Genomic DNA, 14,483 nt, shown 5'->3' on the forward strand with positions numbered 1-14,483 from the left:
CCCAGCCATTGTCAGGCCTCCGGCATGCCGGCAAGGAACGCCGCCATCATCGGCGCGAAGCGGTCGCTGTCGACCAGGAAGGCGTCATGGCCCTGGATCGAGTCGAGTTCGTGATAGCTGACGGCGGCGCCTGCATGCTCCAGCAGCTCGGCGACCTGCCGCTGCTGCCATAACGGGAAAAGCCAATCAGTGGTCACGCCGGCGACCAGCGCCCGCCTCGCGTCGACCTTGCGGATGGCGGACTCCAGCGAGCCGGCGCCGTGCTCGGCCAGGTCGAACAGGTCCATCGCCTGCGACAGGTAGAGATAGCAGTTGGCATCGAAGCGGTCGGCGAACTTGCGTGCGTTGGCGTCCATGTAGGACTGCACCTGGAACGCCATGGCGAACGGATCGGGGCTGGCGTCCGAGCCTTCGATACGCTCGCGGTCGAAGCGCTGCAGCCACTCCGGGGCGGAGCGGTAGGTAAGGATGCCGAGCTGGCGCGCCACGCGCATGCCGTCTTTCGGACCCTGGCCCGGCGCATAGTGACCCCCGGCCCAGGCCGGGTCGGCACGCACCGCCTCGCGCTGGATCGAGCGCAGGGCGATGGCGAACGGCGTCGCCTGGGCGGCCGCCGAGATGCTGACGATATCGCGGTAGGTGCCCGGATACATCACGGCATAGGCGAGCGCATCCATGCCCCCGAGCGAGGCGCCGGCCACGGTGTGCACGTGGTCGATGCCAAGCGCATGACACGCACCGCGTGCAGCCGCGGCGATGTCCTCCACGGAGAGCTTGGGGAAGTCAATCCGGTAGAGTTGCCCCGTCGATGGGTCGATCGAGGCGGGGCCGGTGGAGCCGAAGCAGCTGCCGAGGGAGTTGAGGGAAATGACGAAGAACCGCTCGGTGTCGATGGGCTTGCCCGGTCCGATCATGTACTCCCACCAGCCGGGCGACGGATCGGCCGCCGAGGACGCCGCGTGCGCGCTCGGCGACAAGCCGGTAAACAGCAACAGCGCATTGTCGCCCCGGCCGCGAAGCTCGCCCCAGGTTTCATAAGCGATGGTTACGGATGGCAGTTCACCACCGCGATACATCGGCACGGGACCTTGCAATTCAGTGAAGCGGCGCGCATCGGGCATCGGTGATTCGCTCCTCGCCGGCCAGTCGTCATATTAGGAATCGTCCCAGAGTTCGACGCAAACGCCAAGCCGACACGGGTCAGCCGCTCGAGGTGACATTATTCTCGACTCGAAGGTTCTGCACAGGCCAATACCCATTCCTGCAGTGCCCGCTTTGCCTCCCCGGGTGAGTCCGGCCGCGCATCGATCAGCCCATAACCACGCGACGAACGCAGCCCCAACTCGTGCAGGCCGACCAGCATGCCACTCTCGAGCATGTCGTCGACCAACCCTAGCCACCCCATCCCGATACCCTGCCCTGCGATCGCCGCCTGGATCAGCAAAGTGTAGTTGTTGAACGTCAGCTCCGACGATTCCAGATAGCTGATGCCTGCCCGTTGCTCGAAGTAGCTCGGCCAGTCCAGCCAGCTCTGGCCTTGCTCGGCGGTCAATGTCAAAAGCGGCGCCTCGCTGAGTGTTTCGAGATTCTCGATCGGCCCGTGCTGCTGCAGGAAGCCCGGACTGCAGACCGGCAAGACCTCTTCCCGGAACAACTGTGGCACCCCGCCCGCCAGGGTCCGCTCGTCGCAGAACAGGATCGCGATGTCCACTTCCTGGGTACGCCAGTCGAGGACGCCCTGATTGGTCACGATGCGCACGTCGATATGCGGATGCTGTTCACGGAAGCGCGGCAGCCGGGGCATCAGCCAGTAAGCCGCGAACGAGAAGTCGGTGAGGATGTTCACATGCGGATGGCGGTGCCGGTGCTGGAGGCGGTCGATCGTGCGATCGATGGTCGCGAACCCTTCCTGCACACTGGCGAACAGCGCCTGCCCCGCCTCGGTCAGCTTCACTCCGCGATAGATACGCTCGAACAACGGCAAGCCGAGGTTCTCTTCCAGGGTACGTATCTGCTGGCTGACGGCCGACTGGGTCGAGCGCAGCTCGCGTGCCGCGGCAGTGAAGCTCAGGTGGCGGGCCGCCGCCTCGAACACCCGCAGGCTGTTGGGCGACGCCGCCCTGGCTATCCACGACATTAGGTTAACTAATGCCTCCCATAAAAATTTAGCGAGTTTACAGGCCATGAGATTAGCAGAGAGACTGTATCCGCAGCCAGTTCAGGCTCGTATCGACAACAAGTGGAGGCCCCATGACCCGCAAGCAGCCCAACATCCTGTTCCTGATGGCCGATCAGATGAGGGCATCGGCCCTGCCCGTCTACGGCCATCCGCTGGTCAAGACACCGCACCTGTCGCGCCTGGCTGCCGAGGGCGTGGTCTTCGACTCGGCCTACTGCAACAGCCCACTGTGCGCGCCGTCGCGCTTCACGCTGATGGCCGGCCAGCTGCCGTCGCGCATCGGTGGCTACGACAATGCCGGCGATTTCCCGGCCGACACTCCCACCTTCGCCCACTATCTGCGCGATGCCGGCTACTACACCGCGCTGTCGGGCAAGATGCACTTCTGCGGCCCGGATCAGCTCCACGGCTTCGAGGAGCGCCTGACCACCGACATCTACCCGGCCGACTATGGCTGGTTCGTCGACTGGGAAAACTTCGACGAGCGGCCGAGCTACTACCACAACATGTCCTCGGTGATTCAGGCCGGCCCCTGCGTGCGCTCCAACCAGCTCGACTTCGACGACGAGGTCACCTTCCGCGCCAAGCGCTTCCTCTACGACTATGCGCGCAACGGCGAGCAGCGCCCCTTCTGCCTGACCGTGTCGCTGACCCACCCGCACGATCCTTACACCATTCCGCAGGAGTACTGGGACCGCTACGACCACGACGACATCGACATGCCGCGCGTGCCCTACTCGCGCGAATTGATGGATCCGCACTCCAAGCGTCTGCGTCATGTCTATCAGCTCGACGAGGACACCATCAGCGACGAGCAGATCCGCAACGCGCGTCATGCCTACTATGGGGCGCTCAGCTACGTCGACGACCAGATCGGCGCCGTGCTGAAGGCCTTGAAAGCGACCGGTCTCGACGAAGACACCATCATCGTGTTCTCCGGCGACCACGGCGACATGCTGGGAGAGCGTGGCCTGTGGTACAAGATGAGCTGGTTCGAGGACTCGGCACGCGTGCCGATGATCGTCCACGCGCCTGACCGCTTCGCCCCGGGTCGGGTCAGCGAGTCGGTGTCGACCATGGACCTGCTGCCGACCTTTGCCGAAATCGCCCATGACGGCACCGCGCCGGACTATGCCGTGCCCATCGACGGCCGCAGCCTGCTGCCGCATCTGACCGGCAGCGGCGGCCACGACGAGGTGATCGGCGAATACCTCGGCGAGGGCGCCATCGCGCCGCTACTGATGATCCGCCGCGGCCGCTACAAATTCGTCCACACCGCACCGGATCCGGACCAGCTGTTCGACCTCGAGGCCGATCCGCTGGAACTCAACAACCTGGCCGAGGACCCGGCGCACCTGGACCTGTGCAAGCAGTTCCGCAACGAGGTCGCAAGCCGCTGGGACTACGAGCGGATGCAAGGCGAAGTGATCGCCAGCCAGCGGCGCCGCAAGCTGGTCTCGCGGGCCCTCATGCAGGGCAAGGTCACGCCCTGGGATCACCAGCCGGTGTTCGATGCCAGTACCCAGTACATGCGCAACACCATCGACCTGGACGATCTCGAGCGGCGAGCGCGCTTCCCCGTAGTCTCTTCCGACCAGCCATGATGACGTCGCCGACCGACATACGCCGGCAACCGGCCAGGCTGCAACGCTGGTTGCCGTTTCTCGGCTGGCTGCCGCAGCAGACCTCGCATTCGCTGCGTGCCGACGCCATCGCCGGGTTGACCGGTGCGGTGCTGGTCGTGCCTCAGGGGGTAGCCTATGCCCTGCTGGCCGGGTTGCCCCCCGAGTACGGCCTGTATACCGCCATCGTCCCGGCCATGCTAGCGGCACTATTCGGCTCTTCGCGACAAATGGTCAGCGGGCCGACGGCGGCACTGTCGATCGCGCTGTTCGCTACCCTGCAGCCCTTCGCCGAAGCAGGAAGCAGTGAGTTCATCACCCTGGTGCTGACCCTGACCTTCCTCGCTGGCGCTTTCCAGCTATTGCTGGGTCTGGCAAGGCTGGGGGCGCTGGTCGATCTCGTCTCGCATTCGGTGGTGACGGGCTTCACCGCCGGCGCCGCGCTGATCATCGCCACCAGCCAGCTACCCTATGCGCTGGGGCTCGCCCCGGTGGGGAGCAGTGGCTTTCTCGAACTCTGGCCACGACTGTTCGAGCGGTTCGAGGATATCCGGCTCGGATCGTTGCTGATCGCGGGAGTTACACTCGCCGCCTGCCTGGCGCTGCGGCACTGGCTGCCACGCTGGCCGGGCATGCTGCTGGCGCTCGTGGCCGCCTCGCTGTTGGCCGCCTGGCTCGACCCAGGGCAGGTCGAGATCCTGCGCATCGCCGCGGTGCCGGCCGGCCTGCCACCACTCTCGGCACCGGACCTTTCCCTCGATACCCTGAGCATGCTGACGCCCGGCGCCATCGCCCTGGGGCTGCTGGGCCTGGTCGAAGCCGCGGCGATTTCACGGGCCTTCGCCTCGCGTTCGGGCGAGCGGCTGAACAGCAATCAGGAGTTCATCGGCCAGGGGCTGTCCAATCTCGGCGGTGCCTTCTTCTCCGGCTATGTCTCGTCGGGATCGTTCACCCGCTCGGGACTCAACGCCAGTGCCGGGGCACGCTCGCCGCTGGCAGCGGTGCTGTCCGCGCTGTTCCTGATCCCGATCGTGCTGCTGGCGGCGCCGCTGCTCCACTACGTGCCGATGCCCGCTATGGCCGGCTTGCTGTTGCTGGTCGCCGCCAGGCTGGTCGATCGACACAGCATCCGCGAGGTGCTGGCTACCAGCCGTTCGGAAACGGCGGTACTGCTGATCACTTTCTTCAGCACCCTGCTGTTGGCCCTGGAATTCGCCATCTACTTCGGCGTGCTGGCCTCGTTGGCCCTCTACCTGCGCCGCACCACCCGCCCGCCGGTGGTGGAGTGCACGCTGTCACAAGCGCCCCAAGCGATCCAGCGGGCCGTGGAGGCGCCGTGCTGTGCGGTGGTCAGAATCGACGGTTCGTTGTTCTTCGGTGCCTGCGAGTCGGTCGCCCGACGGCTCGAGCGCTTCGATCGGCAGAACCTGGTGATTCTGGCCGCAGGCATCAACTTCATCGACCTGAGCGGCATCCATCTACTCCAGCGCCAGGCACGTCTTTGCCATGCTCGCGGCGGACGGCTGTACCTGGCCTGGACCAAGCCCGACGTCATGGCCCGCTTGCAACGGGCCGGTCTCGTCGACAACGAGCACCACCACGACAAGCCCATGGCAATAACAATATGAGAGGCACCCCCCCATGACACACAGACACTACGAACCTGAACAGAGCAACCGCCTGAATCCAATCGTCTTTCACGGCTCGGTGGCGGGTATCCTGATCTTCCTGATCTACGCGATCGCCTTCACCGACCACGCCACGGCATTCTTCAACGCCGGCCTTGGCTGGATCGGCAATACCTTCGGCTGGTACTACATGCTGGCGATCGTCGCCTATCTGGTCTTCGTGGTCATGATCGGCTTCTCGCGATTCGGCAAGATCCGCCTGGGCCCCGATCACTCGCGACCGGAGTTCTCGCTGCTGTCCTGGTCGGCCATGCTGTTCGCCGCCGGCCTGGGTGGTGCCATTCTATTCTTCGTGGTCTCCGAGCCATTGACTCACTACCTGAACCCACCGCTCGGCGAAGGCGGCACCGCCGAAGCCCAGCGCCGTGCCGTCGTGCAGACCTATATGCACTGGGGGATCTCGGGCTGGGGGCTCTACGTGCTGATGGGCATGGCGCTGGCCTACTTCAGCTACCGTCACCGCCTGCCGCTAGCGATTCGCTCGACGCTCTATCCATTGCTGGGCAAGCGCATCTACGGGCCGATCGGTAATGCCGTGGATATCACCGCCGTGCTGGCCACCGTGTTTGGCATCGCCACCGCGTTGGGGATCGGCGTGATGCAGATGAACTACGGGCTGACCTACCTGTTCGGCGTGCCGGAAGGACTGCCTGCGCAGATCATGCTGATCCTGCTGGTGGTGACCCTGGCCACCCTGTCGGTGGTGAGCGGCGTCAAGCGCGGCATCCGCCGGCTGTCGGAGCTCAACCTGCTGCTGATCGCCGGTCTCGTACTGTTCGTACTGCTCCAGGGCGACACCCTCAAGCTGCTCAATGCCCTGGTGATGAACACCGGCGACTACCTGGCCGCCTTCCCCGGCCTGAGCTTCGACACCTACGCCTACGCGCCCGAAGCACAGGGCTGGTTCAGCGGCTGGACGGTGTTCTTCTGGGGCTGGTGGATCGCCTGGGCGCCGTTCGTCGGCCTGTTCCTGGCGCGCATCTCGCGGGGCCGCACCATCCGCGAGTTCGTCGCCGGTGCCCTGTTCATCCCGCTGATCTTCGTGATGGTGATGATGTCCGTGTTCGGCAACAGCGGCATCGACATGGTCGAACAGGGCCTGGTGGTGCTCGGCGAGCAGGCCGTGAACATGCCGCAGGCCAGTATCTACACCTTCCTCGAGCAACTGCCCTGGGTCGGTCTCACCGCCACCCTGGTGACGCTGCTGAGCATCGTGTTCTTCGTCACCTCGGCCGATTCCGGCGCCCTGGTGCTGTCCAACTTCACCTATGTGCTGCGCGACGTGAATCATGACGCGCCGGTGCGGCTGCGCATCTTCTGGTCGGCCATCATCGGCCTGATTACCCTGGCGCTGCTGATGGCCGGCGGCCTGAGGACCCTGCAGAGCGCCGTGGTGATCACCGCCCTGCCCTTCTCGGCGGTGATCTTCCTGACCATGATCGGCATGTATCGCTCGCTGAAGGTCGAGACCGGCAAGGCCGATGCCCGCCAACAGGTGGTCGCCAACGGAGTCGCCGCCAGTGACTGGCGCGAACGACTCGACCGCACCTTGGACGGCACCACGCAGAACGGCGCGGAGGCCACGCTGCGCCACGCCATCCGGCCGGCCCTGATCGAACTGGCCGAGGAACTGACGCGGCGCGGTCAACGTGCCACCGTGACCGAACAGGCCGTGGACGACACACAGTTGCTTTGCCCCACCCTGCAAGTCGACTTCGATGGCGCCCCCAGCTTCATCTACGGGATACGCCCACAACGCCTGCAGCCACCGAGCTTCCTGCCCGCGGACGACGACTACTATCTGCGACTCGACGTGCATCTCGCCGAGGGCGGCCTCGGGCAAGACCTCAACGGCTATACGCGCCTGCAGGTCGTGCATGACGTGCTGAACGAATACCAGCGCCACCTGCGCTTCCTGGCCCAAGCCAGTGAAGACGGCAATCTGGACACCATTCCCGGCCACGTCATGGAAGGCGAAGTCATTCCCGACATCGAGCCCGCGCGGTAGCTAATCGCCCGCGCTGGCGCACCTCCCCTGGCCCGACAGGCCCCACCTCGGTGGGGCCTGTACCCTTATCAGGCGTTCCAGCTCGGCGTTATTCAGGCGGATTGGCGGCGCAACTCGCCATTCAGCGCCTTGATGATGGAGTAGCACATCAACAGCATCACGATGGAAAACGGAATCGCCGTCGCCGTCACTCCGGCCTGAAGCGCCGACAGGCCGCCGCCGAGAAGCAACACGATGGCAATCAAGCCCTCCACCGTTGCCCAGAACATCCGCTGGGGCCTGGGAGCATCGATCTTGCCGCCGGCAGTGATGGTATCGATCACCAGGGAGCCGGAATCCGACGAGGTGACGAAGAAAATCAACGCCAGAGTGATGCCAAGGGTCGACATCAGGCCCGTCAGCGGCAGTTCATTCAGCATGCCGAACAGCGACAGCTCGGGGCTGTAATTGTCGATCACGTACTCCTTGACCAGGCTGTTACCGGGGTCGGCATAGAGCTGATCGAGCGCGATGCCACCGAAGACGCCCATCCAGATGAAAATGAACAGACTGGGAATCACCAGCACACAGAGCACGAATTCCCGAACCGTGCGCCCACGCGACACCCGAGCGATGAACATGCCGACGAACGGTGCCCAGCTGACCCACCAGGCCCAGTAGAAGACTGACCATGCTTGACGATAGGCATCATCGTCACGACCGAAGGGGGCCGACAACGGGACGAAGTCCTTCACATAGGTCGAAAGCCCCGACCAGAACCCGTTCAGGCCCACCAGGGTCGGGCCGGCGAATAGTACGAAGAAGAAGAAGAACACGGCCAGGACCATATTGATCTCGGAGAGTTTCTTCACGCCACCCTCGAGTCCGCGCCAGACCGATACCAGTGCCACTGCCGTTACCAGGAGGATAACGATGACCTGAAAGGTGGTGCTGATGTCCAGACCAAAGACGAAATTCATCCCTGCATTGGCCTGCTGTGCCCCGAGTCCGAGCGCCGTGGCCAGTCCAAACAAGGTGGAAAACACCGCCAGGATGTCGATCGCATGCCCCCACCAGCCCCAGACACGCTCGCCAAGGATCGGGAAAAACGCCGAACGAATGGAGAACGGCAGGCCCTTGTTATAGGTAAAGATGGCCAGCGCCAACGCCATCACCACATAGACGGCCCAGCCATGGATGCCCCAATGGAGAAAGGTGCCGGCAAGGCCCAGGGCGGTTGCTTCGGGAATGGCCTCCGGATTGAGTTCACCATCGGCCCCGAAAGGTGAAGGAATGCCCAATGGCAAGGAGACGTTGGCATGATAGACCGGCTCCAGCACACTGAAGAACAGCAGTCCGATTCCGATGCCGGCAGTGAACAGCATCGCAAACCAGGACAGGTAACTGTGCTCCGGTCGGGCATCGGGACCACCCAGCCTGACCGATCCATAGGGCAGGACGACGAGCGCTATACAGAACAGGATGAAGAAATCCACCACGATCATGAAATACCAGTCCAGCGTCCCGGTGGAGAAACCGACAATGGACTGGAAAAGGCTCCCCGCCCTTTCCGGAAACAACAGGGTGAGGACGATGAAGACGACCGAGGCGAGCGCCGATACGACAAAGACCCGGTTGTGGATATCGAAGCCGATGGGCCCCAGTCGCCCTTCGATATTGTCCTGGCCAACGACGTAGTCCGTTTGCATGTCGCTGGTCACGGGGGGCGGCAACGGGTCGCTCATGAGAGGCTCCCTTTTGTTATAAGCTGTAGAGCAGTATAGACTTTTTCCTCACAAGCCCTGGATTCATGGAATAGCTGCAGCACCTTGGATCCACAGGGAGAAGCAGGAGCGTCAAGGCCTCCCACTTCATATCCGAGACTCAATCCATTCTTCCCATCGCCCCTATCCCAGCTTTTCAATTTGACAACAACTTACTGACTGCAGGCCCCAGCCATCAGCCCCCCTCGTGGGGCCCGATGCCACTGGTCAGGACAAGCCGGATAGCCCAGACTCTCAGGACCGGTAGACGGCTCATCGAGAGCCGAAGGAGACGACATCATGGCTGGAGGTTGGTCGAGAGACGGGGCCGTGCAGGAGCAGATCGACAGCACCATCGAGGATGCGCTGCAGCGGGCGCGCAGCGAGCTGCCCCAGGGGGAGAGCCGGAAGCACTGCGAGGAGTGCGACGACGAGATCCCCCAGGCCCGCCGCGAGGCCGTGCCGGGGGTGCGGCTGTGCATCGCCTGCCAGGGCGAGCGCGACAAGCAGCGGACCGCCTTCAGCGGTTACAACCGACGCGGTAGCAAGGACAGCCAGCTGCGCTGACACACGGGTAGCACGAGAGCGGCGCCATCTTCATCACCCTGATGTCGCTGTTCAGCGCGCTGATCGCCATGGCCTTCCTCGGCGAGCGCATTTCGCTCTTCCACCTGATCGGCGGTGTGCTGGTGCTGGCCGGCGTGATCATGGCCAAGACGCTGACCCTGCCACCAAGGCAGGCAAGCAGGGACCGTATCGCCGATTAGCGTATCCCCGCCCTGAGGAAGGACTGCACGAACTGGCGCTGGAAGAGCAGGAAGGCGACCAGCAGCGGGGCGATGCTGAGCAGGGTGGCGGCGCTGACGGTGGCCCAGTTGACGCCGGTCTCCGGCGCCGAGAAGATGCCAAGCCCCACGGTGAGCGGGCGACTCTCCACCGAGTTGGTGACCACCAGCGGCCACAGGAAGTTGTTCCAGTGGTGGCTGATGGAGACCAGGCCATAGGCCAGGTAGGTGGGCCTGGCCAGCGGCACGTACACCTTGAGCAGGATCGCCATCCAGCCGCAGCCCTCGACCCGGGCGGCATCCTCCAACTCGCGGGGAATGGTCTTGAAGGTCTGGCGCAGCAGGAAGATACCGAAGGCGCTGGCCACGTAGGGCAGCCCGATGCCGGTGATGGTGTCGACCAGCCCCAACGCGCTGGCGATGCGGTAGTTCTCGACGATCAGCACCTCGGGGAAGACGAACAGCTGGATCAGCACCAGCATGAACAGGATGTCCTTGCCGGGAAGCGGGAAGCGGGCGAAGGCGAAGCCCGCCAGGGTGCACACCACGAACTGGGCGGCGACGATGCCGGTGACCAGCAGGAAGGTGTTGACGTAGTAGCGGGCGAAGGGCGCCTGCTCCCAGGCGTCGGTGAAGTTGTCGAGCGTCAGCGGCGCCAGCAACTCGAAGCGCACCATGAAGGCCGGCGGATGAAAGGCCGCCCAGAAGGCATAGAGCAGCGGGAAGATCCAGATGATCGCCAGCAGCCAGGCGGCGGTGGTTTCCAGACGGGGCAAACGCACCCGTCGGCGTGTCGGGGTCGTGGCTGCGGCGGCGGTTGGCGTGGTCATGGCCCGCTCCTCGAGATCATCACTGGTAGTGCGTGCGGGGATCGAGCACGCGGAACTTGATCGTCGCCACCACGGCGAGCACCAGCAGGATCACCACGGTGATGGTGGCGGCATAGGTGCGGTCGAAGAACGAGAAGGCGTTCTCGTAGACGTAGTAGAGCAGCAAATTGGTGGCGTTGTTGGGCCCGCCCTTGGTGAGGATGAACAGGTGGTCAACCACCCGCACCGCGTTGATCAGCGCATTGATCAGCACGAACAGGGTGGTCGGCATCAGTAGCGGGAAGGTCACCCGCCAGAAGAAGCTCCAGCGGCTGGTGCCCTCCAGGGTGGCGGCCTCCTCGAGCTCCGGCGGGATGCTCTGCAGTGCCGCCAGGTAGAAGATCATGAAGAAACCGGCCTCCTTCCAGACGGTCATCACGATCACCGAGGTGAGCGCCACGCCCGGATCGCCCAGCCAGTTCGGCCCGCTGATGCCGATCGAGCCCAGCAGGCTGTTGAACAGGCCGATCTGCGGCGCGTAGAAGAACATCCAGATATTGGCCGCGGCGATCATCGGCAGGATGGTCGGCGTGAAATAGGCCATGCGCACCAGGCCGCGTCCCGGCAGGCGGGCATTGACGAACAGCGCCATGCCCAGCGCCAGGGCGATGGAGGTGGGGATGGTGCCGAGCGCATAGATCAGGTTGTTGCGGGCGACCTTCCAGAAGGTGCGATCCTCGATCAGCAGCGCATAGTTCTCGAGCCCGACGAACTCCGGCGGCGCGCCGCGGAAACCGGGCAGGAAGAGGCTGTTGATCAGGGTGGCGACGGTCGGCAGGTAGGCGAAGGTACCGAGCAGTACCGCCGCCGGCAGCAGTAACAGCGCGCCATAGACCTGCATGCGCCGATCGGCGCTCTGGATCACCATGACATGTCCTATCTGGGGGCTGATCCGGGGGCAAGGCCTACGAGGAGGCGCTGTGAATCCCTCCCTGGACGCTACATTTGCCATCCCTGGCAAATGACCTCCTCTTCGCCCTTGCCCCCGGCGCCCTGATTACGCTGCGCTAGAACTCAGCGCGAGCGTGCATAGCGGCGCAAGGCCGCATCGGCTTCCGCCTGGGCCTGGGCCAGCGCTTCTTCGGGCGACATCTGGCCGGTGAGGGCCGCCTGCACGGCGTTGTCCAGCACCCGGCGTACGCGGCCGCCCTGGTAGGTGGCAAGCTCGGCGGTAGCATGCTCGAGCTGGTCGCGGGCCACCGCCGCCGGCGGGAAGGCCTCGACGTAGTCCCGCAGCGCCTCGGTCTCGTAGGCCGCCGGGCTGACGCCCATGTAGCCGGTCTCCATGGACCAGGCCGCGGCGCGTTCCGGTGCGGTCATCCAGCGGATGAAGGTCATGGCGGCGCGCTGCTCGTCCTCGCTGGCGTCCTTGAAGAGGTAGAAGTTGCCGCCGCCGGTGGGGCTGCCGCGCTGGGTGTTCATGGGCAGCATGGCCACGCCGAAGTCGAAGCCTGCCTCGCCTCGCACCGCGGTGAGGTTGCCGGTGCTGTGCCACATCATGGCCGTGGACTGCTCGATGAAGTTCTGGCGCAGGGTGCCCCACTCGATGGTGCCAGAGGGCATGGCGTCATGCTCGGCGGCCAGCGATACCCAGTACTCCAGCGCCTCGATGGCCGCCGGGTCGTCGAAGTAGACCTCGGTGCCGTCGTCGCTCATCAGCCGGTGGCCGTTCTGGAAGGCGAAGGCCTGGAACATCCAGTAAGGGTAGCCGGTGGAGGGCACCATCACGCCCCACTGCTCGCCCCCCGAGGCCTCGCGCACGGCGGCGGCCATCTCGGCCATCTCTTCCCAGGTCTCGGGCGGGGTGTCGGGGTCGAGCCCGGCGGCGGCGAAGGCGTCCTTGTTCCAGTAGAAGACGATGGTCGAACGCTGGAAGGGGATGCCATAGGTCTGGCCGTCGAGCCGGCCGTTCTCCATCAGGGCCGGATAGAAGCCGTCGAGCCATTCGCGCTCCTCGTCGGTTTCGATCAGGTCGTCGAAGGGAACGATGACGTCCTGTTCGATGAGTTCGTAGAGGTCGATGGAGAACATCACCGAGAGCTGCGGCGCATCGCCGGCCTCGACCGCCGACATGGCCCGCACCCGGGTGTCGTCGTAGTTGCCGGCGTAGATGGCGTCCACCGCGATGTCCGGGTGCTCGGCCTCGAAGTCGGCGACCAGGCCGTCGATCACCTCGGTGAGGGCGCCGCCCACCGCCACCGGGTAGTACATGGTCAGTTCGGTCTGTGCCTGGGCGGACGGCGAGCCGGCGGCCAGCAGCCCGGCCACGGCCAGACCGCTCGTCTTGAGGGGAAGTCGCGCGTTCATCGGTTCACTCCTGGAGAGTCGTTCCCTACCTGGTTGGGCGAGGTCCGGGCCTCGTGTCTCTGCACCGGGTGTTGCTGCGCCAGCCGGCCGGGGCCCGCGGCGAGGTCATATCCCTGGAGTGCCAGGCGTTGCCCGTCTCCAGCACTGAAGAAGTGGGCCGCCGAGGGCGACCATTGCAGCCGGCAGGGCGACCCCGCTCCGACCACGGGCACACCGTCGACCCGGGCCCGCAGCTCCTGGTGGCCGACCTTGAGTCGCACGATGCTGTCGGCGCCGAGATACTCCGCGTCGATCACCTCGGCCGGCACGCCGGGCGCCTCACTGGGCAGGATGGCGATATCCTCGGGACGCACGCCCAGCAGGTGGCCCTTGGCCTCGTGGGAGGCGATGGAACAGTGCGGCTCGCCGTCGATGACGGCGCCATCGGCCGCGGCGGAAAGCGCCACAAGGTTCATCGCCGGGCTGCCGATGAAGCTCGCGGCGAAGGCCGTGGCCGGCCGGTTGTAGAGCTCGCCGGGGGTACCGTCCTGGACGATGCCCCCCGCCTCCATCAGGATCACCCGGTCGCCCATGCTCATGGCCTCGACCTGGTCGTGGGTGACGTAGATCACCGTCATGCCGAGCCGCTGCTGCAACGCCTTGATCTCGCGGCGCATCTCCCCGCGCAGCCGGGCGTCGAGGTTGGAGAGCGGCTCGTCCATCAGGCAGATGGGGTGTTCGGAGATGATCGCCCGGGCCAGGGCCACCCGCTGGCGCTGGCCGCCGGAGAGCTGGGCCGGCTTGCGCGCGAGGTACGCCTCGAGGTCGACGAGCTGCGCCACCCGGGCCAGCCGCGACTCGCGCTCGGCCCTGGGCACCTTGCGGCTGCGCAGGCCGAAGACGATGTTGTCGGCCACGCTGAGGTGGGGAAAGAGCGCATAGGACTGGAACACCATGCTGATGCCGCGGTCTCCCGGGGGCAGGTGGGTCACGTCGCGCTCGCCGATGTGGATACGGCCCTCGCTCGCCGGCTCGAGGCCGGCGATCATCCGCAGGGTGGTCGACTTGCCGCAGCCCGAGGGACCCAGCAGGATCACGAACTCGCCGGGCGCCACCGCGAAGGAGATCCGGTCGACGGCCGCCTGGCCGCTCCAGACCTTGCTCACCGCCTCGAGCCGGATTCGCTGGTGATCGTTCCTGTCGTCGCGCATGGCGTGCTCGTTGCCCGAATGCCTGGGGCAGGACGACCCGCCGGGCGTCCCGTCCTCCCTTGAACAGCGTAGCCGGTGATCCACCGGTTTGCG

Annotated in this window: 11 protein-coding genes and 1 pseudogene; 5 read left to right on the forward strand and 7 right to left on the reverse strand. The window is 65.2% G+C overall.

Going from position 1 to position 14,483, the window contains the following annotated elements:
• Nucleotides 1–11 precede the first annotated feature (11 nt).
• Together metX and MKP05_RS03185 are read right to left on the reverse strand one after the other, a co-directional pair.
• Complete coding sequence (gene metX, locus MKP05_RS03180; protein ID WP_240566987.1) at nt 12–1,121, reverse strand: homoserine O-acetyltransferase MetX; 1,110 nt, start codon at nt 1,119–1,121, stop codon at nt 12–14.
• 98 nt (nt 1,122–1,219) lie between these two features.
• A complete protein-coding gene (locus MKP05_RS03185; RefSeq protein ID WP_240566988.1) occupies nt 1,220–2,137 on the reverse strand; it encodes a choline sulfate utilization transcriptional regulator in 918 nt (305 codons plus the stop codon).
• A 113-nt stretch (nt 2,138–2,250) separates the two neighbouring features.
• On the opposite strand from MKP05_RS03185, the gene betC reads away from it, so the two are divergent.
• The 3 genes from betC to betT are packed head-to-tail and all read left to right on the forward strand — an operon-like array spanning nt 2,251 to nt 7,497.
• Complete coding sequence (gene betC, locus MKP05_RS03190) at nt 2,251–3,783, forward strand: choline-sulfatase (protein WP_240566989.1); 1,533 nt, start codon at nt 2,251–2,253, stop codon at nt 3,781–3,783.
• Nucleotides 3,780–5,429: a SulP family inorganic anion transporter gene (locus MKP05_RS03195; RefSeq protein WP_240566990.1), complete on the forward strand. Its 1,650-nt coding sequence runs from the start codon at nt 3,780–3,782 to the stop codon at nt 5,427–5,429. Before betC ends, MKP05_RS03195 begins: the two co-directional genes overlap by 4 nt.
• Before the next feature lie 13 nt (nt 5,430–5,442).
• On the forward strand, nt 5,443–7,497 hold the full coding sequence (gene betT / locus MKP05_RS03200) for a choline BCCT transporter BetT (protein WP_240566991.1): 2,055 nt from the start codon (nt 5,443–5,445) through the stop codon (nt 7,495–7,497).
• A 92-nt stretch (nt 7,498–7,589) separates the two neighbouring features.
• Here the strand turns inward: betT and MKP05_RS03205 are convergent, their stop codons facing one another.
• Nucleotides 7,590–9,221 (reverse strand): BCCT family transporter, encoded by a 1,632-nt coding sequence (locus MKP05_RS03205; RefSeq protein ID WP_240566992.1) that lies wholly within the window; start codon nt 9,219–9,221, stop codon nt 7,590–7,592.
• Nucleotides 9,222–9,539: 318 nt separating this feature from the next.
• Here MKP05_RS03205 and MKP05_RS03210 point away from each other — a divergent pair, with 318 nt between their 5' ends.
• Together MKP05_RS03210 and MKP05_RS03215 are read left to right on the forward strand one after the other, a co-directional pair.
• Nucleotides 9,540–9,806 (forward strand): DksA/TraR family C4-type zinc finger protein, encoded by a 267-nt coding sequence (locus MKP05_RS03210; RefSeq protein WP_240566993.1) that lies wholly within the window; start codon nt 9,540–9,542, stop codon nt 9,804–9,806.
• 23 nt (nt 9,807–9,829) lie between these two features.
• Nucleotides 9,830–10,006: pseudogene (locus MKP05_RS03215) on the forward strand (EamA family transporter); the annotation flags it as partial.
• Here the strand turns inward: MKP05_RS03215 and MKP05_RS03220 are convergent.
• From MKP05_RS03220 to MKP05_RS03235, 4 genes are all read right to left on the reverse strand, one after another.
• Nucleotides 10,003–10,854 carry a carbohydrate ABC transporter permease gene (locus tag MKP05_RS03220; RefSeq protein ID WP_240566994.1) on the reverse strand — a complete coding sequence of 284 codons (852 nt, stop codon included), beginning with the start codon at nt 10,852–10,854 and terminating at the stop codon, nt 10,003–10,005. The pseudogene MKP05_RS03215 and the gene MKP05_RS03220 overlap by 4 nt on opposite strands.
• A 19-nt stretch (nt 10,855–10,873) precedes the next feature.
• Nucleotides 10,874–11,761 carry a carbohydrate ABC transporter permease gene (locus MKP05_RS03225; RefSeq protein WP_110282412.1) on the reverse strand — a complete coding sequence of 296 codons (888 nt, stop codon included), beginning with the start codon at nt 11,759–11,761 and terminating at the stop codon, nt 10,874–10,876.
• Nucleotides 11,762–11,907: 146 nt separating this feature from the next.
• Nucleotides 11,908–13,200, reverse strand: coding sequence for an ABC transporter substrate-binding protein (locus MKP05_RS03230; protein WP_240566995.1), 1,293 nt, complete (start codon nt 13,198–13,200; stop codon nt 11,908–11,910).
• Complete coding sequence (locus MKP05_RS03235; protein ID WP_240566996.1) at nt 13,197–14,390, reverse strand: ABC transporter ATP-binding protein; 1,194 nt, start codon at nt 14,388–14,390, stop codon at nt 13,197–13,199. The genes MKP05_RS03230 and MKP05_RS03235 overlap by 4 nt, the downstream gene beginning before the upstream one ends.
• Nucleotides 14,391–14,483: the final 93 nt, after the last annotated feature.

Source organism: Halomonas flagellata, from assembly GCF_022487945.1.
In the GTDB taxonomy this organism is placed as follows: domain Bacteria; phylum Pseudomonadota; class Gammaproteobacteria; order Pseudomonadales; family Halomonadaceae; genus Halomonas; species Halomonas flagellata.